The 24398-nt window shown below is 54.8% G+C and carries 24 protein-coding genes and 1 other RNA gene; 12 read left to right on the top strand and 13 right to left on the bottom strand.

Annotated elements, in window-relative coordinates:
• Positions 1-24: 24 nt before the first annotated feature.
• The 3 genes from fliW to SIB88_RS00435 all read right to left on the bottom strand — a co-directional run bounded on the left by fliW (position 25) and on the right by SIB88_RS00435 (position 2711).
• The gene (fliW, locus tag SIB88_RS00445; protein WP_114112292.1) at positions 25-510 is read right to left on the bottom strand and encodes a flagellar assembly protein FliW; all 486 of its coding nucleotides are present in this window, start codon (positions 508-510) and stop codon (positions 25-27) included.
• Between the two features lie 109 nt (positions 511-619).
• A complete protein-coding gene (locus SIB88_RS00440; protein ID WP_412559055.1) occupies positions 620-1993 on the bottom strand; it encodes an adenylate/guanylate cyclase domain-containing protein in 1374 nt (457 codons plus the stop codon).
• Positions 1977-2711 (bottom strand): Crp/Fnr family transcriptional regulator, encoded by a 735-nt coding sequence (locus SIB88_RS00435; RefSeq protein ID WP_101246934.1) that lies wholly within the window; start codon positions 2709-2711, stop codon positions 1977-1979. The genes SIB88_RS00440 and SIB88_RS00435 overlap by 17 nt, the downstream gene beginning before the upstream one ends.
• A gap of 447 nt (positions 2712-3158) precedes the next feature.
• Between SIB88_RS00435 and SIB88_RS00430 the strand changes: the two genes are divergently transcribed.
• The 7 genes from SIB88_RS00430 (at position 3159) to aroQ (ending at position 10060) form a co-directional block, all read left to right on the top strand.
• On the top strand, positions 3159-4184 hold the full coding sequence (locus SIB88_RS00430; protein ID WP_101246936.1) for a DctP family TRAP transporter solute-binding subunit: 1026 nt from the start codon (positions 3159-3161) through the stop codon (positions 4182-4184).
• Between the two features lie 105 nt (positions 4185-4289).
• Positions 4290-4772, top strand: coding sequence for a TRAP transporter small permease (locus SIB88_RS00425; protein WP_206926321.1), 483 nt, complete (start codon positions 4290-4292; stop codon positions 4770-4772).
• The gene (locus tag SIB88_RS00420; RefSeq protein WP_228195055.1) at positions 4769-6037 is read left to right on the top strand and encodes a TRAP transporter large permease; all 1269 of its coding nucleotides are present in this window, start codon (positions 4769-4771) and stop codon (positions 6035-6037) included. Before SIB88_RS00425 ends, SIB88_RS00420 begins: the two co-directional genes overlap by 4 nt.
• Positions 6038-6048: 11 nt before the next feature.
• Positions 6049-6897, top strand: coding sequence for a shikimate dehydrogenase family protein (locus tag SIB88_RS00415; RefSeq protein WP_287464750.1), 849 nt, complete (start codon positions 6049-6051; stop codon positions 6895-6897).
• Between the two features lie 10 nt (positions 6898-6907).
• Positions 6908-7561, top strand: coding sequence for a GntR family transcriptional regulator (locus tag SIB88_RS00410; protein ID WP_101246940.1), 654 nt, complete (start codon positions 6908-6910; stop codon positions 7559-7561).
• Positions 7562-7680: 119 nt separating this feature from the next.
• Entirely contained in the window at positions 7681-9558 is a 1878-nt protein-coding gene (locus SIB88_RS00405) for a bifunctional sugar phosphate isomerase/epimerase/4-hydroxyphenylpyruvate dioxygenase family protein (RefSeq protein WP_101246941.1), read from the top strand.
• A gap of 55 nt (positions 9559-9613) precedes the next feature.
• Positions 9614-10060 carry a type II 3-dehydroquinate dehydratase gene (aroQ, locus tag SIB88_RS00400; RefSeq protein ID WP_412559054.1) on the top strand — a complete coding sequence of 149 codons (447 nt, stop codon included), beginning with the start codon at positions 9614-9616 and terminating at the stop codon, positions 10058-10060.
• Positions 10061-10219: 159 nt separating this feature from the next.
• On the opposite strand, the gene recR is transcribed toward aroQ, so the two are convergent.
• The 4 genes from recR to ffs all read right to left on the bottom strand — a co-directional run bounded on the left by recR (position 10220) and on the right by ffs (position 13411).
• Complete coding sequence (gene recR / locus SIB88_RS00395) at positions 10220-10813, bottom strand: recombination mediator RecR (RefSeq protein ID WP_412559053.1); 594 nt, start codon at positions 10811-10813, stop codon at positions 10220-10222.
• Positions 10814-10945: 132 nt separating this feature from the next.
• A complete protein-coding gene (locus SIB88_RS00390) occupies positions 10946-11269 on the bottom strand; it encodes a YbaB/EbfC family nucleoid-associated protein (protein ID WP_101246944.1) in 324 nt (107 codons plus the stop codon).
• A complete protein-coding gene (locus tag SIB88_RS00385) occupies positions 11266-13161 on the bottom strand; it encodes a DNA polymerase III subunit gamma/tau (protein ID WP_412559052.1) in 1896 nt (631 codons plus the stop codon). Before SIB88_RS00385 ends, SIB88_RS00390 begins: the two co-directional genes overlap by 4 nt.
• A 155-nt stretch (positions 13162-13316) precedes the next feature.
• Positions 13317-13411, bottom strand: an RNA gene (gene ffs, locus SIB88_RS00380) — signal recognition particle sRNA small type.
• 191 nt (positions 13412-13602) lie between these two features.
• Here ffs and nudC point away from each other — a divergent pair.
• Both nudC and SIB88_RS00370 read left to right on the top strand, forming a co-directional pair.
• Positions 13603-14529 carry an NAD(+) diphosphatase gene (gene nudC, locus SIB88_RS00375; protein ID WP_412559051.1) on the top strand — a complete coding sequence of 309 codons (927 nt, stop codon included), beginning with the start codon at positions 13603-13605 and terminating at the stop codon, positions 14527-14529.
• A 105-nt stretch (positions 14530-14634) separates the two neighbouring features.
• Positions 14635-15435 carry a hypothetical protein gene (locus SIB88_RS00370; protein ID WP_412559050.1) on the top strand — a complete coding sequence of 267 codons (801 nt, stop codon included), beginning with the start codon at positions 14635-14637 and terminating at the stop codon, positions 15433-15435.
• 27 nt (positions 15436-15462) lie between these two features.
• Here the strand turns inward: SIB88_RS00370 and SIB88_RS00365 are convergent, their stop codons facing one another.
• Together SIB88_RS00365 and SIB88_RS00360 are read right to left on the bottom strand one after the other, a co-directional pair.
• Positions 15463-15831, bottom strand: a complete 369-nt coding sequence (locus tag SIB88_RS00365; protein ID WP_412559049.1) for a DUF1636 family protein — start codon at positions 15829-15831, stop codon at positions 15463-15465.
• Between the two features lie 57 nt (positions 15832-15888).
• Positions 15889-16788: a LysR family transcriptional regulator gene (locus SIB88_RS00360; protein ID WP_068517835.1), complete on the bottom strand. Its 900-nt coding sequence runs from the start codon at positions 16786-16788 to the stop codon at positions 15889-15891.
• 158 nt (positions 16789-16946) lie between these two features.
• On the opposite strand from SIB88_RS00360, the gene SIB88_RS00355 reads away from it, so the two are divergent.
• Positions 16947-17555: a glutathione S-transferase family protein gene (locus SIB88_RS00355; protein WP_412559048.1), complete on the top strand. Its 609-nt coding sequence runs from the start codon at positions 16947-16949 to the stop codon at positions 17553-17555.
• A 137-nt stretch (positions 17556-17692) separates the two neighbouring features.
• Here SIB88_RS00355 and SIB88_RS00350 read toward each other — a convergent pair whose 3' ends face one another.
• Positions 17693-18361, bottom strand: a complete 669-nt coding sequence (locus tag SIB88_RS00350; protein WP_412559047.1) for a glutathione S-transferase family protein — start codon at positions 18359-18361, stop codon at positions 17693-17695.
• A 168-nt stretch (positions 18362-18529) separates the two neighbouring features.
• Here SIB88_RS00350 and SIB88_RS00345 point away from each other — a divergent pair, with 168 nt between their 5' ends.
• Positions 18530-19204 carry a TetR/AcrR family transcriptional regulator gene (locus tag SIB88_RS00345; protein ID WP_206926314.1) on the top strand — a complete coding sequence of 225 codons (675 nt, stop codon included), beginning with the start codon at positions 18530-18532 and terminating at the stop codon, positions 19202-19204.
• Here the strand turns inward: SIB88_RS00345 and dapE are convergent, their stop codons facing one another.
• The 3 genes from dapE to SIB88_RS00330 all read right to left on the bottom strand — a co-directional run bounded on the left by dapE (position 19205) and on the right by SIB88_RS00330 (position 22280).
• A complete protein-coding gene (dapE, locus tag SIB88_RS00340; protein WP_412559046.1) occupies positions 19205-20344 on the bottom strand; it encodes a succinyl-diaminopimelate desuccinylase in 1140 nt (379 codons plus the stop codon).
• 121 nt (positions 20345-20465) lie between these two features.
• Positions 20466-21311: a 2,3,4,5-tetrahydropyridine-2,6-dicarboxylate N-succinyltransferase gene (gene dapD, locus SIB88_RS00335; RefSeq protein ID WP_101246949.1), complete on the bottom strand. Its 846-nt coding sequence runs from the start codon at positions 21309-21311 to the stop codon at positions 20466-20468.
• 273 nt (positions 21312-21584) lie between these two features.
• Positions 21585-22280, bottom strand: a complete 696-nt coding sequence (locus tag SIB88_RS00330) for a pyrimidine 5'-nucleotidase (protein WP_101246950.1) — start codon at positions 22278-22280, stop codon at positions 21585-21587.
• A gap of 426 nt (positions 22281-22706) precedes the next feature.
• Between SIB88_RS00330 and SIB88_RS00325 the strand changes: the two genes are divergently transcribed.
• Positions 22707-24320 carry an EAL domain-containing protein gene (locus tag SIB88_RS00325; RefSeq protein WP_412565924.1) on the top strand — a complete coding sequence of 538 codons (1614 nt, stop codon included), beginning with the start codon at positions 22707-22709 and terminating at the stop codon, positions 24318-24320.
• Positions 24321-24398 lie beyond the last annotated feature (78 nt).

The raw sequence follows: 24398 nt of genomic DNA, 5'->3' as shown, positions 1-24398 counted from the left end.
ATGCCAAGAGTCAGGGGACTTGCGTCAGTTCACGACATGGCGGAACGAATAGCCACCCATTTCCGGCAGATGGTGCTGATAGGCCGACTGGCGTGCGGTATCAATGATGATCGGCGCACGCAGATTGACCGACATGCTGATATCGCCGTCTTCGGGTTTGTGCAGGGTCACGATCAGCAACACCGCGCCGTCATTTTTCTTGATGCCGTGAATATTAAAGGCTTGTTCAAGATGCTCGGGGCGGATGGTGTCGCTATCAAGATTGTAGGGGGCGACGATAAAGGCCAGTTCCGGTTCAGTCAGGCATTGCATCAGGATAAAGGCATTGGACCCGTCGCCGGGGAAACTTGCCAGTGCAAAGACGTTATGATCGGGAAAGCCTTTGAGACCGGCCGGGAAATAGATTGCCTTGTCCCAGGCAAATTCCCGTTCACCAAACAGGGTGGTTAGCGTCACGGCAGTCGGAACGGCGTCCGCAGCCGGTGCATTCACGTCAGGCGTCTTGACCATCGTTTCCTCCTGCTGATCAGATCGCGTATCGAACCAATCCTAATGCAAAGCACGTTGGTCCGGTATCCCGGAATTTCAAGGGGTTGCCCGATGCGCCGGAATTTTCCGATCACCCCTGTTCGGCAGGCCGGAAAAGGACGCCGACCGGTTCGCTGAAACCTTTGACCTGAATGGTTTCGGTCTGACTGTAAGGGGCCAGAAGCACGGGCGCACAAACCGGGACTTCGTTTCGGAGTTTGTTGGCGAAATCGGCACTGATGACCATTTCGCTGCCAAGTTCGCGGGTGGCCTGTTCAAGGCGGGCGGCCAGATTGACACTGGCGCCGATCACGGCCGAAGTCATGGCTTCGCGCTGGCCGATATCACCCACAACGGCGGCTCCGAAATTCAGACCGACCCCGATCCTGAGCGGTTCGTCACCATCGGCGGGATCGGTGGCCTGCCATTCGGCGACCTGATTGATGATGGCCTGGGCCGCGCAAAAGGCATTGGCGGCGGGGCGTTCAAGATTGTCAAAGGCGGCGAAACTCGCCATTACGGCATCGCCGATATATTTTTCGACAATCCCGCCATATGCCCCGATCTGGCTGGTGGTGATTTGGTGAAACTGATTGAGAAACCGCATCACTTCCTGTGGGTCGCGTTTTTCGGCAAAGCGCGAAAAGCCCATGATGTCGGCAAACAGAATGACACATTCGCGCCGTTCGCCGACCCGGACCGGTTCATCGCGATCGGCAAGCTGATCGGCAAGGGCGGTGGGAAAATAGCGCGCCAGATTGCCATGGGCGCGTTCAGCTGCGGCAAACTGGTTGATCAAAACACGCAGTCGCGAAACCATCACCGCACAGGCCAGCGTAAAGACGATGACGATAATGACCTGTTCGGCCAGTGCCGAGATATCGACGAATTCCGGCAGGTTATAGGTATCGATCAGTTCCTGCTGGGTCGGGTTCCATTCATCGCCGAAATGCTGCGATACAATCACGCCCGGACGGGTGACAAGCCACCAGATCGCCCCGTACCAGGCAACAAACAGCCAGAACCCGAACCATAAAATCAAACGCGGCGAAAAGGTCATGATGACCAGTGCCATCATGATCATCGAAAAGACGACGCCACGGTCACGAACAACAAATCCGTAAAGCCATGCCGGGTGATCAATCAGCGGATTGAGCGGATCGGGCACGACCGAAACATAGACGATCAGGGCCGCATCAATCACCGCAAGCAGATAGATCATCCAGTATGTCTTGCCGCCACGAAAGGCGACAAACAGCTGGATAAACACGCCGGGAATGAACCAGCCAAGTACTTCGAGCAGGGTGTAAAGTTTGCCGGTGGGGGAATCGGGTTTGCTGAACAGCAACAGGATAAAGGCCAGCATGCAGATGCGCAAAAACGCGACAAGGATCAGCCCGCGCTTTTCCTCGCGTGCGACAAGGCGGTCAAACAATGAATCCGAAGGTTCAGTTTTTGATGGCATCAGCAAGAAGTTGTTTCAGCCCGTCGCTGTCCTTGATGATCAGTCGGCCGTCACGGCGGGTGATCATCCCCTGTTTTTCAAGTTCACGCAGTTTCTTGTTTACGGCTTCGCGCGTCACGCCAAGCATCAGACCAAGTTCCTGTTGCGACAGCGGAAGTGCTATGCGGATGCCTTCGGGATCGGGTCCGCCATGACGTTCGGCCAGCCACAGAATGCGTTTGATCAGACGTGCGGTCAGATCAAGGAAATTGGCATCTTCAAGAAGATCGCTGACCCAGCGCAGGCGACGGCACAGAAGGGCCGTGATATGGCGCCGAAGCGGTGCTTCGCGGTCAAAGATTTCAAAGAAGTCATCACGTGAAATGAACAGAGTTCGGGTCGGGCCGACAGCCCGCGCGGTTGCCGTGCGCGGTTCGCCATCAAGAAGGGCGATCTCGCCAAAGACGGCACCGGGTGCCAGAACGTTCAGGACGATTTCCTTGCCGGTTTCCGAAACAGATGAAATGCGGACCTTGCCGGCCTCGACCGCATAAAGTCCGTCGGCCGGTGCACCCTTTTCAAACAGCAACTGCCCGTCTTCCAGTCGGCGTACGGTTGCCTGACCGGAAAGTTGTTCGAGCAATTCAGGATCGAGATCCTCAAACAAAAAGCTGCCCGCCAAAATACGCGAAGCGATTTTTGCAAGCTGCGGTGATGTTGGGCCGTTGACACTGTTCACGGAATTCACTTTGGAAATAGCGTTACTTAAAGGGACGAATCGTCACGTTTCTAAGCCAAAGTAGCACAAATAACCCGATTTACAGCAAGCGTTTTCGATTTCTCCGTCCTTGGGGCAAACCGGGGATGATCGTTGGGAAACAGCGCGATGGCGGGGAATATCGGACCGTGCACATTGGCGATTTGCCCACAGCACCCAATGTCTATGTGAACTCGATGACGCGATCACGGGGCAACAAGGAACCCATGTGGTGGCAGAAATCAGGCGGGGCGGTTTTGATCACGGGGCCGAAAGGCCCGGTAAATGGCGGGTTTCGTCAAAATATAGAATGTTTGACAAAATCTCCTATGTTTTTTAAATTATCCTAATTCCGAATCAGACTGCGCAAGAACAAGATTGTCACAAGCAACCACGGTCTGCGGGATTTCGTTCAATTGGGAGGAAGTAATGAAGATGATTTCCAAGGGTGCCCTGTTTGGCGCCGTTTCCATGGTTGCCGCGTCATTCGGTTATTCCGCGCAGGCAGCTGACGTGACCTTGAACTTTGCCCATGTCGATCCGGCAGAGTGGACCACCTCGAAGAAGGGTGCGGCATCCCAGGTCTTTAAAAATATTGTCGAAGCAGAATCCGGCGGCCGTATTGAGGTCGCACTGTTCCCGGCCGGTGCGCTGGGCGGTGAAACCGATCTGTTGCAGAATACCCAGGACGGTACGCTGGCCATGTCGATGGTATCGGGTCCGTTCTCCAAGGTTTGCCCCGAGGCAGCCGTTCTTGATATTCCCTATATCTTCCCGAATGCCAACGTTGCCTGGAATGTTCTGGATGGTGGTTTTGGCAAGGAACTTGCCGAGCATTGCCTGGAAAAAACCGGTCTTCGGACGCTGGCATATGGTGAAACCGGGTTCCGTAACTTTACCAACTCCAAGCGTGCAGTCGCCGAACCGAAAGATATGGAAGGTTTGAAGATTCGCGTCATGACCGTTCCGTTGTTCGTGGAAATGGTCAAAGCACTTGGTGGTGATCCGACCCCGATTCCGTGGCCGGAAGTTCCGACTGCACTGACCACCGGTACGGTTGACGGTCAGGAAAACCCGATCAGCGTGATCTATGCCAACAAATTCTATGAGATGCAGAAATACCTGACGCTGGACCGTCACGTGTATGGCACCGACTTCATCGTGATCAATGAAGCAACCTATCAGGGCCTGTCGGATGCGGATCAGGCGCTTCTGCGTCGTGCTGCGGGAATTGCCGCCAATGTTGGTCGCGCAATCCAGCAGTTCAATTCCGCCGAAGGTGTGGCGAAGCTGGCAGCAGAAGGCATGGAAGTGACCACGCCGACCGCAGAACAGCTTAAGGCATTCCGTGATGCAGCCCAGCCGGCTGTGATCAACTGGCTGTCGGGCCAGATTGACGCCGAGTGGATTGAAAAACTGCAGAAAGCCGTTTCCGAAGCAGAAGCTTCCATGTAATCGGCATTGGCAGACCGGGGACTCCTCCTTGTTCCTGGTCTGCCCTTTTTCCCGCCATGGTGCCCCAGGGGCATTTGAATTTTCCGCGACGATCCGGGGGAACCCATGCAACGCGCAGAGAAAGCGTTCAAGCGTTTGCTCGCCGGACTTTCGGGGATCAGCATCCTCGTAGTGTTTGGTGTTGTTTTTGCTGGCAGTGTCAGCCGCTATTTATTTTCTTCCCCGCTGCAATGGAGCGAAGAGGTCGCGAAATACGCGATGATCTATGGCTGCATGTTTGGTGTGGCTTTGGCCTATCTCCAGGGTACCCAGATCACATTCAGCATCGTGATTGATACCGTGCCGGCCCGTTTGCGTCGCAAGCTTGCGGTTGTGGTCGATGCCACAACGCTGGTGCTGGGCGGTGTTCTTGCCTATGCCGGATGGATTTTTGCCGCCAAGCGCGGCGGGATTGTCGCATCGGGCATCGGCATTCAGATGTACTGGGCGCAGATCGCAATTACCATTGGCGGGGTTTGCCTTGTCATTGCGGCACTGCTGCGTCTGGCATCGATTTTTGACAAGAATTCGACCGGGGGTGAGGCATGATTACCGGCGTTACCCTTTTGGCTCTGCTGGCGATCGGCGCACCGGTTGCCTTTGCCATCGCACTTGGTCTTGTGGCCTATATCAGCACTGGAACGTTCGGGATTGATTTGCTGCCGCAGCGCATTTTTGCGGGCATGGACAGCTTTACCATTCTGGCGATCCCGCTTTTTGTTCTGGCCGGCGAATTGATGAATGCCAGCGGCATCACATCGCGCGTTATCAATCTGGCCAATGCGCTGGTCGGCCATGCCAAGGCCGGTCTGGCACAGGTCAATATCTGGTCATCAGTGATTTTTGCCGGACTTTCGGGATCGGCGGTGGCCGATACATCGGCAATCGGGCGCATCTTTATTCCGTCGATGGAAAAGGAAGGCTATCCGCGTGATTTTGCCGCGGCCCTGACCGCTGCATCGTCGGTGATCGGTCCGATCATTCCGCCAAGCATTCCGGTGATTATCTATGCGCTGATCACCACCAATGTGTCGGTTCCGGCCCTGTTCCTTGCCGGGATTGTGCCAGGCATTCTGTTGGCGATTGCGCTTTCGGTTTATGTGCGGTTCTTTGTCAAGAATTACGCCAAACCGCGTGAACGCATGAATATGGCTGAAAAGCTCAAAGCCGTGTGGAACGGGTTGATTCCGCTTTTCATGCCAGTATTCGTGATCGGTTCGATCCTGGCGGGGATCGTGACCCCGACCGAGGCGGCAAGCTTTGCGGTGTTTTACGCGCTGGTGGTTGGCTTGTTTGTGTTTCGCGAACTCAAACCATCGGATTTGCCGGGGATTTTTTCCGGGGCGATGCGTGATTCTTCAAGCATCCTGATCATTATGGCAACGGTTGCAGCGGCAAACTGGTTCATGACATTTGCCGGTATCCCGCAGTCGATCAGCAAGTTTGTTCTGGGCTATGTCGACAGTCCTGCGACCTTCCTGATTTTGATCAACCTGATGTTGCTGGCGGTTGGCCTTGTGCTTGAAGGCATTGCGGCGATGCTGGTGCTGGTGCCGATCCTGCATCCGATCGCAATCAGCCTTGGCATCGATCCGACCCATTTTGGCATCATTGTCATCTTTAACCTGATGATCGGTCTGATCACACCGCCGATGGGGCTTTGCCTGTTTGTCGCCGATGCAATTGCCGGGGTCGGGATGGCCAGGATGATCCGCGCGATCATGCCGTTCTTTATTGTCGAACTTATGGTGCTGATCCTCATCACCTTTGTGCCTGACATCGTCACCTTCTTGCCTAACCTGTTTGGATTTTAGGATACCATTCCATGTTGAAGCTCGGTCTTATCGGTAAAGGCATTTCACGGAGCCAGTCAGCCCGACTGCACGTTTTGCTGGGCCGTATGTGCGGGATGGATGTTACATACGACTATCTTGATAGCGATCAGATCGCCGATTTCGATCTGATCAGACAACTGACCAAATGTGCACAGACCGGTTATGCGGGGGTCAATGTGACCCATCCGTATAAAACCAGTGCACGCAAACTGATCACCCCGCGCAAGCGCCTTCCCGAAGCGCTGGGGTCGGTCAATACCGTGGTGTTTCGTGAAGACGGATGGCGCGGGGACAACACCGATTTCGTCGGTTTCATGCGCGGTTATCGCCAGCAATTTGGCGATGCAAAGCCGGGCACGGTCTTGCAGCTCGGCGCGGGGGGCGTCGGGCTTGCAACCGCATTCGGTTTGCGCGGTCTCGGGGCGGACAAAATCCTGATCCATGACAAGGATGCCGCGCGTGGTGAAGAACTTGTGGCAACCCTTGTTGCCGCTGATGCCGCGGCCGAATTTGTTGGCGAAGCCGATCTTGCCGATATGGTGCGGTCAGCCGACGGGTTGATCAACTGTACCCCGGTCGGGATGAACCAATATCCAGGCTGTCCGTTTGATACAGCCCTGTTTGGGGGACAGAAATGGGCGTTTGATGCGGTTTATACCCCGGTGCAGACGGCGTTTCTGACCTCGGCGGCGAAATCGGGGATTGAAGTCATGACTGGCTTTGAACTCTTCTTCTTTCAGGGTATTGAAGCATTCGAGGTTTTCAGCGGGGCAGAAATCGATGCCGATGCTGCAAGAACAGAATACTTCAATGCCTATCCCGAGGCATTGACAGGGTAGGGAGCAAGAAATGAGCAGCAGCACCGTTGCCGAGACAGTCTATAACGAAATTCGCGATGATATTCTGTATGGCGAATTGCAGCCGGGCGTGAAGCTTAAGCTTGAGGCGCTGCGCGAACGTTATAGCGTCGGGGTCAACACGCTGCGCGAAGTTCTTAACCGTCTTGTGGCATCGGGCTTTGTCTTTGTCGAAGGCCAGAAGGGTTTTCGTGTTGTCGAAACATCGCCGTCCAATTTCAAGGAATTGACGGCGATGCGGCTTCTGCTTGAACGCGACGGGCTGAGTGCATCGATGAAGGATGGCGATGTGGAATGGGAAGCCCGGGTTGCGGCGGCCCATCACAAGCTTGCTGCCATTGAAAAGAAGATGATGGTCGAGGACAGTCGCGAACTGACCGTTCGCTGGAGCCAGTATGACCGCGAATTTCATCAGGCCCTGATTTCGGCATGCGGTTCGGACCTTCATCTGCGTCTTCACCGCGAGATTTTCGATCAGTTCCGGCGCTATGTCGTGATCGAACTGAAAACCCACGGATTCCGTGGTCAGGAAATTATCGATGAGCATCGGGCTCTTTGCGAACTGGCACTTGCACGTGATGCAGATGCCGCGATCGCACGGCTGACCGATCATATTGAAACCTACCGGCATCGTTCGCAGGACTGACCTGTTTCGGGTGGCGCTTTTGGCTGGCCGCCCGACGCATTTGACCAGACCATTCTGGCAAGTCACAGCAGGTATCCCGACGGGGCCGGAACACTCTTTGCGTAGTCCGGAGGGATAAAATGCTGACCTCGATTGCCACAGTTTCACTGTCTGGCGACCTTCAGGAAAAACTTGATGCCATTGCCGCAGCCGGCTTTGACGGTGTCGAGATTTTTGAAAACGATCTTTTGTCCTTTGACGGATCACCGGCCGATGTCGGCAAGACGATCCGGGACCTTGGCCTTAAGCTTGTTACCTTTCAGCCGTTCCGCGATTTCGAGGGCATGCCCGAGCCCCAGCGCACCCGCGCGTTTGAACGGGCAGAACGCAAGTTCGACCTGATGGAGGAACTGGGCACCGATCTTTTGATGGTGTGTTCGAACGTTTCCCCGCAGTCGCTTGGCGGGCTTGACCGCGCAGCAAAGGATTTGGCAGAGCTTGGCGATCGGGCGGCAAAGCGCGGCCTTCGTATCGCGTTCGAAGCCCTTTCGTGGGGCAAGCATATCAGCGATTATCGTGACAGCTGGGAAGTGGTTCGGCGCGCCAATCACCCCAATGTCGGCTTGGTGCTTGATACCTTCCACATCATGGCGCGCAAGGTGCCGCTTGATGCGATTTCATCGATCCCCGGCGACAAGATTTTTCTGGTCCAGGTGGCTGATGCCCCGATCCTTGAAATGGATGCTCTTTCCTGGAGCCGCCATTTCCGGTGTTTCCCCGGGCAGGGGGACTTCCCGCTTGATGAATTCATGCGCAATCTGGCGATGACCGGGTATGACGGTCCGCTGTCGCTTGAAATTTTCAATGACCAGTTCCGGTCCAGTTCGACCAAGAACGTGGCGAAGGACGGGTTGCGGTCGCTGATTTATCTTGGCGACGGGGTTGAGGGGGTAAAGGTCGGTGAAAAGGCCAAGACTCTGCCGCCCAAGGCGCATGCGCAGGAAGTCGGGTTTGTTGAATTTGCGGTCGAGGAAGAAACCGCAGACAAGCTTGAAACCCTGTTTGCCGGGCTTGGTTTTGAAAAGCGCGGAAGCCACAAGACCAAGGCGGTGACATGGTGGAAACAGGGTGACATCAACCTTGTGATCAATTGCGACAAGGATGGCTTTGCCCATTCCTATAATATCGTGCATGGCCCGTCGGTCTGTGCGGTCGGCCTTAAGGTTGATGACGCCAAGGCGACCCTCGATCGCGCGCAGGCATTGCTTGCCGCCCCGTTCAGTCAGGCAGTTGGCGAAGGCGAGATCGAGATGCCGGCCATCCGTGGTGTTGGCGGAAGCCTTGTTTATTTTCTGGATGATCACAGTGAATTGTCACGGATCTGGGATGTTGAATTCGAGCCGGAAAATGCCGGTAATGCCGGGACGGGCATGGCAAAATTGCGTGCGGTCGATCATGTTTCATACTCGATGCAGTATGAGGAAATGCTGACCTGGCTTTTGTATTTCACATCGATCTTTGATCTGGGCAAGATGCCGACCCTTGATATCCCGGATCCCGGCGGGCTTGTGCAAAGTCAGGTGGTGCAAAGTGATGCGGTGCGGTTGATCCTCAATGGGTCGCAAAGCCCCCATACCCAGCATTCCCAGTTCCTGAACGAGTTTTTCGGAAGCGGCGTGCAGCATCTGGCATTTTCGAGCGACGATATTTTTGCATCTGTCGATTATTGCAAGCAGCACGGGGTAGAGATTCTGCCGATCCCGGAAAACTATTACGATGATATCGAAGCGCGGTTCGGATTGGAGCCGGAACTGCTTGATCGTTTGCGTGCGCGTAATATTCTCTATGATCGTGACGACGAAGGTGAATATTATCAGGCCTATACGCGGACCTTTGCCAATCGTTTCTTCTTTGAACTGGTGGAGCGACGCGCGTATCGTGGGTTTGGCGCAGCCAATGCACCGATCCGTCTGGCATCACAGACGCGCATGAACCGTCGCAGCGAAGCAGCGAAATAAACAGGCCCCGTGGGAATTCCGCCAGAATACGGGGCATAAAGGTGGGAATATTGAAATGAGCGTGCAGGAAATTCTTGTCATTAATGGACCGAACCTGAACCTGCTGGGGCAGCGTCAGCCGGAAATCTATGGCTATGACACGCTGCAATCGATCGAGGCAAAATGTACTGAACTGGCGGGTGAGTTGGGTGTTGCTGTTCGGTTCGGCCAGTCCAACCATGAAGGCGCGATCATTGATCTGATTCACGAGGCCCGCGAGAAATCGGCGGCCATCATTATCAATGCTGGGGCTTATACCCATACCTCGATTGCGATCTATGACGCGCTGAAGACTTTTGATGGCTATATCATCGAGTTGCACATTTCCAACCCGCATGCCCGCGAGGAATTCCGCCATAAAAGCTGGATCAGTCCGGTGGCCGATGCCGTGATGGCCGGGGCGGGTGCATATGGTTATGAACTGGCAACGCGTTTGGCCGCCGAAAAAATCAAGTCGGCATAAATCGCGATAAAATAAGTCAGTCACATTTGACTTTTTACGCAGTATTTCAATTCAAAACAATTTGAAAAATTGCGACATGCCAACGTTCACAGGGCAGCTTTGGCTGCCCTTTTGAATGTTTGATAGCTGTTATTTGATGGGCAGACGGAAATTCTGATGTCAGACGGAACTGCGTGATCGCAGGGCAGCGGCCAGGGTTCCGTCATCAAGATAATCAAGTTCGCCGCCGACCGGGACGCCGTGGGCGAGGCGGGTGACCTTGACCCCGGTTTCGATCAGCCGTTCGGTGATGTAATGTGCGGTGGTCTGGCCATCGACGGTGGCATTGGTGGCAAGGATGACTTCGCTGACATTGCCGTTGCGCACCCGGTTGACCAGCTGATCGATTTTAAGATCGTCGGGACCAACACCATCAAGTGGTGACAGCGTGCCGCCCAGAACATGATACTGCCCCTTAAACGCTGCACCCCGTTCAAGCGCCCAAAGATCCTGGACTTCTTCGACCACACAGATCATGTCCGTACCACGATTGGTGTCAGCACAGATATGGCAGGGATCGGTAACATCGATATTGCCACAATTGGTGCAGGTGGTCATGGCCTCGGCCGTTTCATGCAGCGCATCGGCCAGCGGGATCATCAGGGTTTCGGGTTTCTTGAGCATCTGCAACACTGCGCGCCGTGCAGAACGCGGACCAAGGCCGGGCAGGCGCGACAGCAATTTGATCAGATTTTCGATTTCCCGTCCGGTCATGGTGATCCCGTTTGTGGTGTTTCCTGATGGTCAGGGTCAGACCCCTAGCTTGTATCAAAAACAAAGGGCGGCGCAATGCCACCCTTTGTCTGGCACTTCGAAAGTGCAAATCAAATTGTCATCTGGTCCGGATCAGAACGGCAGTTTGAAACCTTCGGGCAGGTTCATGCCACCGGTGACGTCTTTCATCTTTTCCTGAACGGCGGCCTCGACTTTGACCTTGGCGTCGTTATAGGCGGCAACGATCAGGTCTTCGAGGACTTCGGTGTCGTTCGGGTCAACGATGCTTTTATCAAGCGAAAGACCACGCATTTCGCCTTTGCCATTGAGCATCACCTTGACCATGCCGGCACCGGACTGGCCTTCGATTTGGAGTTCCACCAGACTTTCCTGCATTTCCTGCATTTTGGTCTGCATTTGCTGGGCCTGTTTCAGCATCCCTGCAAGGTTCTTCATAGCTCGTCGTCTCCTTCGAGATAAAATGCGTCGTCATATACGGAACCGCTTTCGTCCTCTTCACCTTCGGACAGTTCCTGTCCGGGTGGCAGATGAACGGCCACGATTTTTGCGTTTGGCAAACCATCAAGGATGGCTTTGACCACCGGATCCTGCGAAGCGTCAGCCTTGCGCTGTTCCAGTGCTTCGAGTTCCTGTTCTTTGAGGGTCGGTGCCCCTTCTTCGCGCTCTGACACGCTGACCAGCCAGCGATGGCCTGTCAGATTGTTAAGCGCCTTGATCAGTTGGGTCGACAGGTCCGAACGTGCACCGCGTGCCGGGCGAAATTCGATCCGCCCCGGTTCATATTTCACCAGATGCATATAGTTTTTGACCTGCATCGCGATACCGGTGGTTTCGCGTTCCTTGCCCAGAAGTTCGGCGACCTCGGCAAAGCTTTCGGGCATTTTGGCATAGGCGACCTGTTCGACCTGTTCGGGTTCGCCGAGCGGGTCGGGGCGGCGCTGTGCCACGGCAGCGGCACCACCGCCGCCATTGACCACCTGCATCCGCGGTCCGGGGCCGCCATTACCGCCGCCGCCACCTTGTGGTCCGGGACCGCTGGCCGCGTTGGCCATGTCCTGGCGCAGTTTTTTGATCAGATCGCCGGGCGACGGCATTTCTGCGGCATAGGCCAGACGGATCAGGATCATTTCAGCAGCCTGAATGGGGGATGGCGCAATGCGCGTTTCTTCAAGCCCCTTAAGCAGCATCTGCCAGGCACGGGTAAGCTGTGGCATCGCCAGCTTGGCGGCAATTTCCTTGCCACGTTCACGTTCGATCTGTGACACGCCGGGGTCATTGGCGGCATCGGGTGATAATTTCACACGGGTCAGCCAATGGGTCAGGTCCAGCATATCCTGCAACATCACGGCGGGATCGCCACCCAGTGCATATTGCGCAGACAACAGTTCAAGCGCCTCGTTGATTTCGCCCTTCATGGTGAAATCAAACAGATCGAAAATGCGAGACCGGTCCGAAAGACCCAGCATGTCACGGACTTGCTGGGTGGTGACCTTGCCCGCACCATGGGAAATCGCCTGATCGAGCAAACTCATGCCGTCACGGACAGATCCGTCGGCGGCACGGGCGATCAGGGTGACGGCTTCTTCTTCGATTTCGGCATTTTCCAGCCCGGCGATGCGGGTGTAATGGGCAGCCAGTTCTTCGGTCTGAACGCGGCGAAGATCAAAGCGCTGACAACGCGACAGAACCGTGATCGGAATTTTGCGGATTTCGGTGGTCGCGAAGATGAATTTCACATGTTCCGGCGGCTCTTCAAGCGTTTTGAGAAGCGCGTTGAACGCACTTTTGGAAAGCATGTGCACTTCGTCGATGATGTAGATCTTGTAGCGGGCCGAGGTCGGGCGATAACGCACGCCTTCGATCAGTTCGCGAATGTCATCCACACCGGTACGGGACGCGGCATCCATTTCCAGAACATCGACATGGCGGTCTTCGGCAATTGCCCGGCAATGTTCGCAGACGCCACACGGTTCAATGGTCGCCCCGCCTTTGCCATCCGCACCGATGCAGTTCAGCGCACGTGCAATGATACGGGCCGTTGTGGTTTTACCAATACCGCGCACCCCGGTCAGAACAAAGGCATGGGCCAGACGCCCGCTTTCAAGAGCGTTTGACAGGGTCTTGACCATCGGGCCATGACCAATCAGCTCTTCGAAGGTTTTCGGACGGTATTTTCGCGCAAGAACCTGATATTCGCTTTTGGGTGCGGTGTTGCTGTCTGCGGCGGCCGGTGCAGCGCTGCTTGATTGGGGGGCAACGGCTTGTTCGGGCGCAGGTGCGTCACTTTCGGGCATATCTTGGCTGGCGGTCTCGATCTGATCGCTCATTCATCCGGTCCGGCATGTTGAAAGTCAGTTTGGTTTTAGCAGCTTCCATCGGGGATGGGAAAGGCCAAGTGGGAAATTTCCCATACAAAAAACCACATGCCCGAAGATGTAAGGCACATGACAAAAAACAAGGGGATGTTTGGGGAATGATAAGGGTGAGAGACTGAACAGCGACCCGGAAAAACTCGTTACGGCTGCTACCTTCCGGTCCTGACCGGGTTGGCGAGCGGTCCGTCCACTGCCAGCCTCTCGCCCCCTATATCGCCCAACAGCTGCCAAAACGCAAGGGTTGGCTTGGATTTTTTTGAAATGACGCAATCGTGGCTTTTGGCGCGGGAATGTCCGCGTTAATGTCGTTGCCAATCCCCACGGAAAAACCGGGAACCTCAAGAAGTTGACTGCCCGTGATCCCGCAAGAAGCATTCAAGGAAACGCACCACCATGAACAGGCAGTTCTATGAATCAATTGATCTTGATCGCGATGCCGTATTGCGCAAAACCGCGGACTGGCAGCAGATTCTTCTGGCCGAGGAGTCGTTGCGGATTCTGATTTGTCATGCCGGTGATCCGCTATTTGCCTGGCCCGAGGACATGGATGCTCATGAACTGGTGGTGCTTGGTGGTCCGGCGATCCCGCATCTGGATGTGGATTTGAATGGCGGGCACTGGATTTATATCGGTCGGGATCAAAACGGGCCGGTCATTGCCGTGGATATTGCCCCGGTGGTTGCCGACCGGGATGAAGCGGTACGGGCATTGGGGGGCGGATTTGGTGATATGCGCACCCGCATGGCGGCACTTTCAAGTGACGAGGCGGCATTGGCCGCCCAGGCGCGTGCCATTTTCAATTGGCATCGGGGTCATCGTTTTTGCGGCAATTGCGGGCATCCCAACCGGATAGAGGAAGCCGGTTACCGGTTGCAATGTACCAATCCCGATTGCGGCAAGGCCCATTTTCCAAGAACAGACCCGGCTGTGATCATGCTGATCCATCATCAGGATCATGTTTTGCTGGCAAGATCGCCGCAATTTCTGCCCGGGATGGTGTCGGTTCTGGCGGGGTTTGTGGAGCCGGGCGAAACGCTTGAACAGGCGGTGGCCCGCGAGGTTTATGAAGAAGTCGGCGTGCGGATCAAACGCCCGCAATATGTGGCGTCCCAGCCATGGCCGTTTCCCGGCTCATTGATGCTGGGTTTCGTTGCCGAAGCAGAAACCACCGAACTTTTCCCCGATCAGGAAGAAATCGAATTTGCCATGTGGGTTCATCGCGATGACGTCCCGGGACTGCCGGAAAAGGGCATAAATCTTCCGCGTCCGATTTCTATTGCACGCTACCTTCTGGAAAACTGGTGCGCCCGACTCATATAAAAGGTGTCGTCGACGGCAAAACATGCCGCGACCGGTTTTGATACTTTTTGGTTTGGCAGCGACAGCGTTTTTTTATCGGTGGCAAAAAAGTTCGGGAAAGAGATCGTGCGAAAGCATCATTCACATCATCACGCGGTCCGGGCCGTTTTGGCGCTGGGTGCGTTTTTGTTGTGGGTCTGGGCAGTTCCGGCCAAGGCCGGCGACCCTGTTCCCGTCAAGGTCGGGGCGTATGAATATGGCGTGGTATATTATTTTGAGGACGGATCACCGCGCGGCATCGTCCCGATGCTGATTGATCGGCTGAACGGGTTGCAGGACACCTATCGGTTCGAACTGGCCGAAACGTCATCAAGACGACGATATCAGGCATTGATGAATGGCGAGCTTGATCTGATTTTGCTTGAAAGTGCGAAATGGGACTGGCCGGCGTTTGACGTGCTTTATTCCGATCCGATTGTCCGGGAAAAGGACATCTATCTGACTTTGGCAAGCCAGAGCGACGCCAAAAGCCTGTTTGCCGATGTTTCGGCCCATCCCATGCTTTGTGTTCTGGGCTTTCATTACGGTTTTGCCGATTTCAATGCCGATCCGGATTATTTACGCGAAAACTTCAATGTGGAGCTTCGCTATAACGAAAGCGAAGTTCTGAACGGGCTTCTGGCCGGAGAAGCGCCGATCGGCATCGTGTCGGCCGGATTTTTAGCCCGTCGTTTTGCAAGTGACCCCAGATTGCATGAACGCCTGATCATCGGGGACAAACCCGATGCGACCTATGATCTGGTGTCGGTACTGACCAGGGAATCCGCCATTCCGCTTGATGAGTTCAACGCACTGGTGGCCAGGTTGCTGGCCGGTGGCGACGTTGAAGAATTATGGCGTCAATTGCATGCCGGTGTATCTGGCTGACGCCCGGATATCGGTCAAATTATCCCGTTAATCGAGTGGCGGAATGCGCGCAATCACATTGCGCCGCAATGTTTCCGGACGTTCGCGCCAGGCAACAATCCCATTTTCACTGTCGGCATATCGGGTGGCAAGATCCCGCAGATCATCAAGCATGGTGTCGGGATCGACATTGCCATAAACATATCCCCACTTGCCCGCGCCATTCAGTGCAACAGAGCAGCCCGATTTGCAATTGGTCAGGCATTCCGCCGGATGCAGGTCAAATGGCAGGTCGTGGTCGGCACAAAGTGTGGCCATGCGATCAAACAATTGCTTACCGTCACGCGGATCGGACGGGGCATCGGCATTCGATGCGGTGCAGGTAATGCAAATATTCAGGCGTGGTTTGGACGTCATCGGATCAACTTTGGTTGGCGTTTTTGGTCAGGTCGTTTGTCGCGGGCGCGCATCCAATCAGTTTGCACCGGCCATGGTCAAGCTTTCTTGACGATCAGCCGGGGTGTCATCAAGGTTCTGACTGACATAATCCTGAATCACACCAGCCAGTTTGCGGCTGACCAGCGGGTGGGAATCTTCTGCCAGCATGATGGCAACCCCGACAGCAGGCAGCGGCGGGAAACCATCGCGACTGTCCAGGATCTGGAATTCATCGGTGACACTAGCCGCAGCAAGGGCGGCAACGCCCAACCCGTCGCGCACCAGATGCAAAAGCGATGCGGCCTGTCTTGTGGTGGCAAACAGATTAAAGGGGCGGCCGGATTTCGAAATGGCATCGATTGCCCAAGCATGGAATTTGCAGTCTTCGGCCGGAAGAACCAGCGGAAGCGGATCAATTTCATGTTGGCGATGGATCGGGGATGTTACCCAGACACCCGGTTCGTGACGTAAAAAATATCCTTCTTCACCCATGGCCGAACGGCTGACCAGCGAGATATCAAGTTCCCCCTGATCAAGCATGCGTTGCAAAAGAATAGTCGGATTGATCGAAATGAAGAATGTCACATCGGGAAGGATGCTGCGGATCGCTCGCAGGACGACGGGCAGAATTTTCTGGGCATAGTCATCGGGGCAGCCGATCCGGATCGGGCGTGCGGCATCCTGATTGCGCAACTTGCCCATGGCTTCGTCCTGAAGGGACAGGATGCGCCGGGCATAGCCGACAAAGGTGATGCCATCATTGGTCAAAAGAACATTGCGGCCGTCCCGTTCAAACAGCTTGTTATCGACCAGTTCCTCAAGTCGTTTCATCTGCATGGAAAAGGCCGATGGCGTGCGCCCGATCCTGTCGGCTGCGCGGTTGAAACTGCCACATTCGGCAAAGGCGACGAAACTGCGCAACAGGTCGGAATCCATGGCCCATCCTTTTGATCAGAATTTATGATCAATTAATTTGAACAATTGGGTCAAAACTATTCGATTGTGTGAAAATCATCCAGCGGCAAATATCGGAGCTGGCCGGCCAATGCTTTGACGCGAATGCTTTTAACGCATGTGCCACAGGGAATTTCACAATGATATTAAACGACTATCTGATGTCGGGTAACGGCTATAAAGTCCGTTTGCTTCTGTCCATGTTGGGGCAATCCTTTGAGTATGTCGAACGCGACATCATGAAGGGGGAAACCCGCACACCGGAATATCTTGAAAAGATCAATCCGAACGGCAAAATTCCGGCCCTTGTTCTTGATGACGGTCGGGTTCTGGCAGAAAGCAACGCCATTCTCGGCTATCTGGCAGAGGGTACCGACTTTATCCCCAAAGACCGCTTTGAACGGGCTGAGATGATGGGCTGGCTGTTCTTTGAACAGTATGATCATGAACCGAACGTGGCGGTTCTGATTTCCTGGTACGAGATCAAGGGGCTTCCGGCCAATGCCGACATCCTTGAACCGATGAAGCAGGCCGGTGCCAAGCGTGCGCTTGATCTGATGGAAAAGCGTCTGTCTGCGCATGAGTGGCTGGTGGGTGAAACGGTAACGATTGCCGATATTTCGCTTTATGCCTATACGCACCGGGCCGAGCTTGGGAAAATCAGTCTTGCGCCCTATCCGGGGGTGCGTGCCTGGCTGGAACGGATTGAAATGCTTCGCGGCTATGTCCCGATCACCTGGACGCCCTGACGGCTTTACAAAAAAGAGACCACCACAGACAGGAAACCCGCCATTCCGGGGGAAGGGGGAGGAAGACGCCCCCGTCTGTGGTGGCCAAAGACCCCGACAGGATTAAGGGAACCATCGGGGCCGGGCAAACGCTGTTATCAGGCCGATTTCAAAATTTGTTCAGGCAGAAGCGGGTCGGTTTGGGCCGCAGAACCGCGGGCCTTGAACCGGTCGTAAGCGGCCCTGACATTGGGGGCATCTGCCAGCATTTCCGGACCGCCGGGCATTGCATTAAGGTAATGCAGCATTGGCATGATCATCATGTCGGGAAGCGTGAAGCGATCTTCGAACAACCAGCCGTCGCCATAGGCATCATCAAGAACGGCCAGATCGCGACGGATCACGTCGGCAAGCTGGTTCATGTGAATGGCAAAGCCCGGATCGTGGCGCTTTTTATGATCAGCAAAGACCATCGGGATGACAAAGTTGCGGATGATGTTTTGATCAAGCCGTGTCATGGCAACACTGATCCACTGATTCATGCGCGCCACTTTGTCGGCACGGACCGGGCGCAATAGCGGACCGGAAAAATTATCATCGATATAGCGGCAAATTGCCGCAGTCTCATAAAGCGTGAAGGTGCCGTGAATCAGAACCGGGACCGTGCCAAACGGATTGCGTTCCAATAAGGCATTGGTGGGCGGGCGGCCGGGTGTCTGAACATCGCGGCTGGTGAAATCAAAGCTGATTTCCTTTTCAAGGCAAGCAATGCGAACACTGCGCGTCAGGTTGCTGCGCGGCATTCCGACGATAATGAGTTCTGACATGGCAGGTTCCTTTACTGCATGACGTGCGGTTTTGCCAACCGATCGGGGATCGGTGATGCGGTGCCTTGCAGGCAGGATTGCCTTCCACATAATATGTTCAAGAACATATTATTGTTATGTGTCATCGTGCGACTGGATGAAAATCAGGATCGCAAGACGGAGGTCGCCATGCCCTATAGCGCTGCGCACAAGCCAAAGACCCGTATTCGCATTTTGAATGCGGCAACAGCCCAGTTCAAAAAGCACGGGTTTGAAAATGTGACGATTGATCAGGTCATGGCAGCAGCCGGACTGACGCGGGGCGGGTTTTACGCCCATTTCAAAAACAAGGAAGACCTGTTTGTGGCCTGTGTGGAAAACGGCATGTCACTTTTGTCATCGCCGGTACTGGCCAAATTGCGCAAGGCGGAAATGAGGGGGCATGACTGGGTAACCGCATTTGCCGAACTTTATCTGTCGCGGCTTCATATTGAAAACCCCGATATGGGATGTGCCTTGCCGACCTTGTCGACCGAAGTTTCGCGATCTGGTGACAAGGCACGCGCCGCATTTTCAAAACTGATCAATCAGGCGACAGAGAAACTGGCCTGGAAGCTGGCAAAAGAAGACGACGTGCCGGGCATCGACCAGCACATCAATATCGATTCCGACAAACAGGTCCGTAACCTGCCGCCCGAATATCAGCAGGAATCGACCACCATGCTGGCGATGATGGTGGGTGCGGTGGTTTTAAGCCGCGCGGTTGATGATCAGACAGCCGATCGTATTCTGGCCGACACGCGCGACAGCATTCTGACATCGCGCGGCAAAATCCCGGCCGGGGAAACCAAACAGGCCGGATAATCAGTCGAAAAAGCCGCTGAGAACTTCGGCATAGATCGTGACAAGGTTTTCGATGTCATCGACCATGGCATGTTCATCGACCTTGTGCATGGATTGGCCGACCAGACCGAATTCCGCGACTTCGGTGTATTTCTGAATGAAGCGGGCATCGGATGTGCCGCCCGTGGTGCTCATTTCCGGGCGTTTGCCGGTGACTTTTTCCGAAGCATCGGCAATCAGGGTGGCGAGCTTGCCGGGATTGGACAGGAATGCCTCGCCCGATATTTTGACCTTAAGTTCGTGCGCGCCGGCATGTTCGGCACAGGTATCTTCAATCCATTTTTTAAGATCGGCACCGGTATGCTGATCATTAAAGCGGATGTTAAATGCCGCACTGACCTTGGCCGGAACCACGTTGGTTGCGGCATTTCCCGCATCGACGGTGGTGATTTCAAGATTGCTGGGCTGGAAATGGTCCGTGCCCTGATCAAGTTCCCGGGAATTAAGGGCATCCAGTGTTCTGATCATGCGCGGCACCGGGTTATCGGCCAGATGCGGATAGGCGACGTGACCTTGTGCGCCAAATACGGTCAGCCAACCGGTCACAGAGCCGCGGCGACCGACTTTCATCATTTCGCCCAGATATTTCGGGTTGGTCGGTTCACCCACCAGACAGCAATCGAATTTTTCGCCCTGGCCATCGCACCATTCAATCAGTTTGACGGTGCCGTTGATGGCATCGGCCTCTTCGTCGCCGGTGATCAGGAACGAAATCGATTCATCAAAATCCGGACGGGCCGCCAGAAAGGCATCAACAGCACCAACAAAGCAGGCAATACCGGTTTTCATATCAACAGCGCCCCGCCCGAATAAACGTCCGTCGATGACTTCGCCGCCAAACGGGTCAACGGTCCAGGCGCTGGTGTCGCCTGCCGGCACGACATCGGTGTGCCCGGCAAAGCAGAAATTGCGGCCCTTGGTGCCCAACCGGGCATAAAGATTATCGATCGCATCGCTGTCATCGCCGTCAAAGACCTTGCGTGTGCAATCAAATCCGCGCGCCTCAAGCGCCTTTTGCAGGACATCAAGTGCTCCGGCATCAGCCGGCGTAACGGATGGGCAACGGATCAGGGACTGGGCAAGTTCAAGGGCGGCAGACATCGGGCAATCTCTTGTTGGTGTGATGCCGGTGGTTTGGTTGCCGGCATGCATGTGTGAGAAAGGGCAAAACGGATTGGCCGTTTTGCCCCTTATAAATCATCCATTCTGCGCGGGACAGAAATCAGTCGCGCAGCAATTCGTTGATTGAGGTTTTCGAACGGGTTTTTTCATCAACACGTTTGATGATGACCGCGCAATACAGGCTCGGCCCCGGGGTGCCATCGGCAAGCGGCTTGCCCGGAATGCTGCCCGGAACGACAACGGAATATGCCGGAACGCGACCGACAAAGGTTTCGCCGGTGGTGCGGTCAATGATCTTGGTCGATGCACCGATGAAGACACCCATGGAAATCACGGCACCTTCTTCGACAATCACGCCTTCGACGATTTCCGAACGTGCACCGATGAATGCGTTGTCTTCGATGATGACCGGACCGGCCTGAAGCGGTTCAAGAACGCCACCGATGCCCGCACCACCCGAAAGGTGAACGTTTTTACCGATCTGTGCACAGGAACCGACAGTCGCCCAGGTATCAACCATAACGCCGGTATCAACATAGGCACCCAGGTTCACGAAGCTCGGCATCAGGACGGTGCCCGGTGCGACATAAGCCGAACGGCGCACGATACTGCCCGGAACGGCACGGAAACCGGCTTCTTTGAATTCTGCTTCGCCCCAGCCTTCGAACTTGGACGGAACCTTGTCCCACCAGTTGGTGTTTTCGCCCGGGCCACCTGCAATCGTGGCCATGTCATTAAGACGGAAAGACAGCAGAACCGCCTTTTTGGCCCACTGATTGACAACCCACTTGCCATTGGTTTTTTCGGCAACGCGCAGTTCGCCGCGATCCATGGCATGAAGTGCCTGCTCAACAGCTTTGCGGATTTCACCCTGGGTGGCGGAGCTGATCTCGTCGCGGTTTTCCCAAGCGACGTTGATCACGCCTTCAAGTTCAGTTCTGTTCATTTTACGAAGGTCCTTGCGGTCAGCCTAAATCTGTCGGGCGGAGAATGGTCAATGCAGCCCATGAAGTCAACTCCGCCAGTTTGCGTAGAAACGCCCTTTTTCGGGCAATTCTCCGTTCCTGATCCCTTTGGTCGATAGACATAGCGGATCACGCCGCGAAGCTCAATCTTAGAACCATGACAAATCGGCCGCCCGGCGACAAAACCGGGCACATGTGGATGAACAGGTGGGTGATAAGCAGGGCGGCAACAGGCGCGCGTGATCCGATCGAGATCAGGAAGTGGTGGCAAGGTTGCGCAAGAAATCAACGATATCCGTGGTGTGATGATCAATGCGCGGATCGTCGCTGCCGTTCTGGGCCCATTCGATGTCGGTATTTACCCAGACCGTGGTCATGCCCATATCCTTGGCTGGCAAAAGGTTTTTGGCCATGTCTTCGAAATAGATCGCACGTGTCGGGTCAACACCATCGCGTGCCAGCAAACGGTCATAGGGTTGCTGCTGTGGCTTGGGGATATAGTCGGCATCGACGATGTCGAAAATTGTTTCGAACCGGTCGGCAATCCCCAAACGGCCCATCACCCGTTCGGCGTGCCCGCGTGACGCATTGGTGAAAATCAGTTTGCGACCGGGCAGATCATCAAGTGCCTGTGCAAGATCGGGTGCCGGATCGACAACCGACAGATCAATGTCATGAACCTTGGCAAGATAGTCGGCCGGGTCAATATCATGTTCGGTCATCAGGCCGCGCAGCGTGGTGCCATAGCGATGGAAATAGTCCTTTTGCACCCGATAGGCGGCATCCGGTTCGAGCTTAAGGGTGTCACGCACATACTGCCCGATCAGATCGGAGACCTGTGAAAACAGATCGCACGCGGCCGGATAAAGCGTGTTGTCGAGATCAAAAATCAGGACAGAGTCAGAAGTCAAACGCGGCAAACTGGCGGTGCGGGATGCTGAATTGGTCATTGTCAGGCGGCCTTGATGCGTGAATGGGGCATGTTCAGTAAAGATGCCCTTGTTGTATGGGGTTTCCGGCGGATTTCAAGTCGCCGGGTATGGTTTCTGCGCATTTGATCGTAATTTCAATCGCATGCATAACAAGACAGGTGGTCAATCATACTCGTCAACTCGGGCGGGCAATCCGGCCAGCCCGGACTGCGTATGTGCGTATTTACCACAATAGCAAAAGTTGTGGTTGTAAAACCCTTGTTAAGCATAGGCGGTTGATCATGGCGGAAAGCCGGAATGGCAAAGGAGATGTTTTTCGAGTTCGGGGGAAGTGAAAAACATCGGGAGTGACGAGCAGCGTGAGAGGGCGCATTGGACAAACTTATAAAAGCTCGAACAACCGAATTACGGAAGGAACGCAACCGTTTTGCGGCTTTGGCCTTTGTGTGGGGCGATCTCCTTCTGGAACTGGATGGCGATTTTCGGATTGTATTTGCCTCCGGCGCGTCGGACGGCATTTTGGGGCGCCGTCCACAGGATCTTGCAGGTAAACTCTTTACGGGTTTGCTGGCCAAACAGTTCAGGCCGCTGGTTACAGAAATGCTGCATGTGGCCCGCAGACGCGGCCGCATGGACAATATTCAGGTCCGGTTTGCCCAGCGCAATGAATTGTTGAGCCCCCCTGTTTCCATGAGCGGATATTTCCTGCCTGATCTTGGGGATCATTTCTTTGTCGCGTTGCGTGTGGCGATCAATGCCCTGCCGCCCGAGGTGGTCGGATCCATTAAGCGCGATAATTCAACCGGGCTTCTTGATGAAGAAAGCCTGTCCAAGGTTGTGACTGAACGGCTGGTCGCCCAGCGCGAAACCGGAACGGAACATAAATTCACCCTGATGACGCTGAATGCCTTTGATCCGTTGTGCAAGCGCATGGAGCAGATCGAACGCAACGAATTGATGGCAAGTGTCGGGGCATTTTTACGGGCGCATTCAGTTGCCGGTGACACGGCCGGGCGTCTTGGGGCCGAACAATTTGGCATGTTGCACCGCCCGGATGTGCCGATTGGCGATCTGGAAAAGCGGATCGAGGAATGTGTGCGCGATGCCGATCCCAAGGGGATTGGCGTTGAAGTCAGTTCGACCGTCACCGATTTTACCACCGACGTCATTCCGCCAGGGGATCTGGCGCGCGGGGTTTTATATTCGATCCGTCGTTTCTGTGACCATCAGGAGCATGGATTTACCTTTTCACGCCTGATGGGGCAGACAGGTAATCTGGTCAACAGTACCTTTTCGGCGATGCAGGATTTCGGCAAGCGGGTCGATCGACTGAAATTTGATGTTGTGTATCAACCGATCGTGCGGCTTCCGAACGGGGAAATTCACCATTTCGAAGCCTTGGTCAGGTTCCATGACGATGATGGAAAACTGATCCCGACACAGGAACTGATCGCCTTTGCCGAACAGGTCAACATGATCCATCGGCTTGATCTTGCGATGTTGCGCCGAAGCCTGAAATGGATCAAATCGCAACTTGAAACCGGAATAACTGTTCGGGTTGCCGTGAATATTTCCGGTCATTCACTAAGTAATCCGGATTTTTGCCGGTCAGCGGTCGCGTTGTTCGAACGAAATCACGAAACATTGCAGCAATTGATGATCGAGATCACGGAAACCTCGGAAATCCGCGATATCGACAATGCTGCCAGATGGATTGCCCGGTTCCGGGAATTCGGCATTGAAATCTGTCTGGATGATTTCGGGACCGGGGCGTCGAACTTCCGGTATCTGAGTGCGATGGATGTCGATTATGTAAAGGTCGACGGGGAATCAATTCGGCAATCAATGAAGACCATCAAAGGGCAGGCTTTCATGCGCTCGCTTGTCGAGCTGTGCCACGATATTGATGTCGAGGTGGTCGGCGAAATGATTGAAACCGATCAGATGCGCGATCTGATTACCAAGGCCGGTTTTGATTTTGCCCAAGGCTATCTGTTTGGCAAACCCGAGGCCGATATCAGTCTTTACTGGCGTGATCGGGCAGAACGGCGTTCGTAATCACCAAAGGCGGTCCGGTCGAGCCACACCGAGACGGGATGCCCAAGGGATCATAAAATTGATATTGAGCAGGGCTGC

The organism is Thalassospira sp. MIT121401 (genome assembly GCF_047125595.1).
GTDB lineage: Bacteria > Pseudomonadota > Alphaproteobacteria > Rhodospirillales > Thalassospiraceae > Thalassospira > Thalassospira povalilytica.
This window is presented reverse-complemented; position numbering and strand designations above follow the sequence as displayed.

What these genes read in the sequence shown, in the direction of transcription:
- fliW (WP_114112292.1), bottom strand. Translation starts at nt 510, where the DNA reads ATGGTCAAGACGCCTGACGTGAATGCACCGGCTGCGGACGCCGTTCCG.
- SIB88_RS00440 (WP_412559055.1), bottom strand. Translation starts at nt 1,993, where the DNA reads ATGCCATCAAAAACTGAACCTTCGGATTCATTGTTTGACCGCCTTGTC.
- SIB88_RS00430 (WP_101246936.1), top strand. Translation starts at nt 3,159, where the DNA reads ATGAAGATGATTTCCAAGGGTGCCCTGTTTGGCGCCGTTTCCATGGTT.
- SIB88_RS00425 (WP_206926321.1), top strand. Translation starts at nt 4,290, where the DNA reads ATGCAACGCGCAGAGAAAGCGTTCAAGCGTTTGCTCGCCGGACTTTCG.
- SIB88_RS00420 (WP_228195055.1), top strand. Translation starts at nt 4,769, where the DNA reads ATGATTACCGGCGTTACCCTTTTGGCTCTGCTGGCGATCGGCGCACCG.
- SIB88_RS00415 (WP_287464750.1), top strand. Translation starts at nt 6,049, where the DNA reads ATGTTGAAGCTCGGTCTTATCGGTAAAGGCATTTCACGGAGCCAGTCA.
- SIB88_RS00410 (WP_101246940.1), top strand. Translation starts at nt 6,908, where the DNA reads ATGAGCAGCAGCACCGTTGCCGAGACAGTCTATAACGAAATTCGCGAT.
- SIB88_RS00405 (WP_101246941.1), top strand. Translation starts at nt 7,681, where the DNA reads ATGCTGACCTCGATTGCCACAGTTTCACTGTCTGGCGACCTTCAGGAA.
- aroQ (WP_412559054.1), top strand. Translation starts at nt 9,614, where the DNA reads ATGAGCGTGCAGGAAATTCTTGTCATTAATGGACCGAACCTGAACCTG.
- recR (WP_412559053.1), bottom strand. Translation starts at nt 10,813, where the DNA reads ATGACCGGACGGGAAATCGAAAATCTGATCAAATTGCTGTCGCGCCTG.
- SIB88_RS00390 (WP_101246944.1), bottom strand. Translation starts at nt 11,269, where the DNA reads ATGAAGAACCTTGCAGGGATGCTGAAACAGGCCCAGCAAATGCAGACC.
- SIB88_RS00385 (WP_412559052.1), bottom strand. Translation starts at nt 13,161, where the DNA reads ATGAGCGATCAGATCGAGACCGCCAGCCAAGATATGCCCGAAAGTGAC.
- nudC (WP_412559051.1), top strand. Translation starts at nt 13,603, where the DNA reads ATGAACAGGCAGTTCTATGAATCAATTGATCTTGATCGCGATGCCGTA.
- SIB88_RS00365 (WP_412559049.1), bottom strand. Translation starts at nt 15,831, where the DNA reads ATGACGTCCAAACCACGCCTGAATATTTGCATTACCTGCACCGCATCG.
- SIB88_RS00360 (WP_068517835.1), bottom strand. Translation starts at nt 16,788, where the DNA reads ATGGATTCCGACCTGTTGCGCAGTTTCGTCGCCTTTGCCGAATGTGGC.
- SIB88_RS00355 (WP_412559048.1), top strand. Translation starts at nt 16,947, where the DNA reads ATGATATTAAACGACTATCTGATGTCGGGTAACGGCTATAAAGTCCGT.
- SIB88_RS00350 (WP_412559047.1), bottom strand. Translation starts at nt 18,361, where the DNA reads ATGTCAGAACTCATTATCGTCGGAATGCCGCGCAGCAACCTGACGCGC.
- SIB88_RS00345 (WP_206926314.1), top strand. Translation starts at nt 18,530, where the DNA reads ATGCCCTATAGCGCTGCGCACAAGCCAAAGACCCGTATTCGCATTTTG.
- dapE (WP_412559046.1), bottom strand. Translation starts at nt 20,344, where the DNA reads ATGTCTGCCGCCCTTGAACTTGCCCAGTCCCTGATCCGTTGCCCATCC.
- dapD (WP_101246949.1), bottom strand. Translation starts at nt 21,311, where the DNA reads ATGAACAGAACTGAACTTGAAGGCGTGATCAACGTCGCTTGGGAAAAC.
- SIB88_RS00330 (WP_101246950.1), bottom strand. Translation starts at nt 22,280, where the DNA reads ATGACCAATTCAGCATCCCGCACCGCCAGTTTGCCGCGTTTGACTTCT.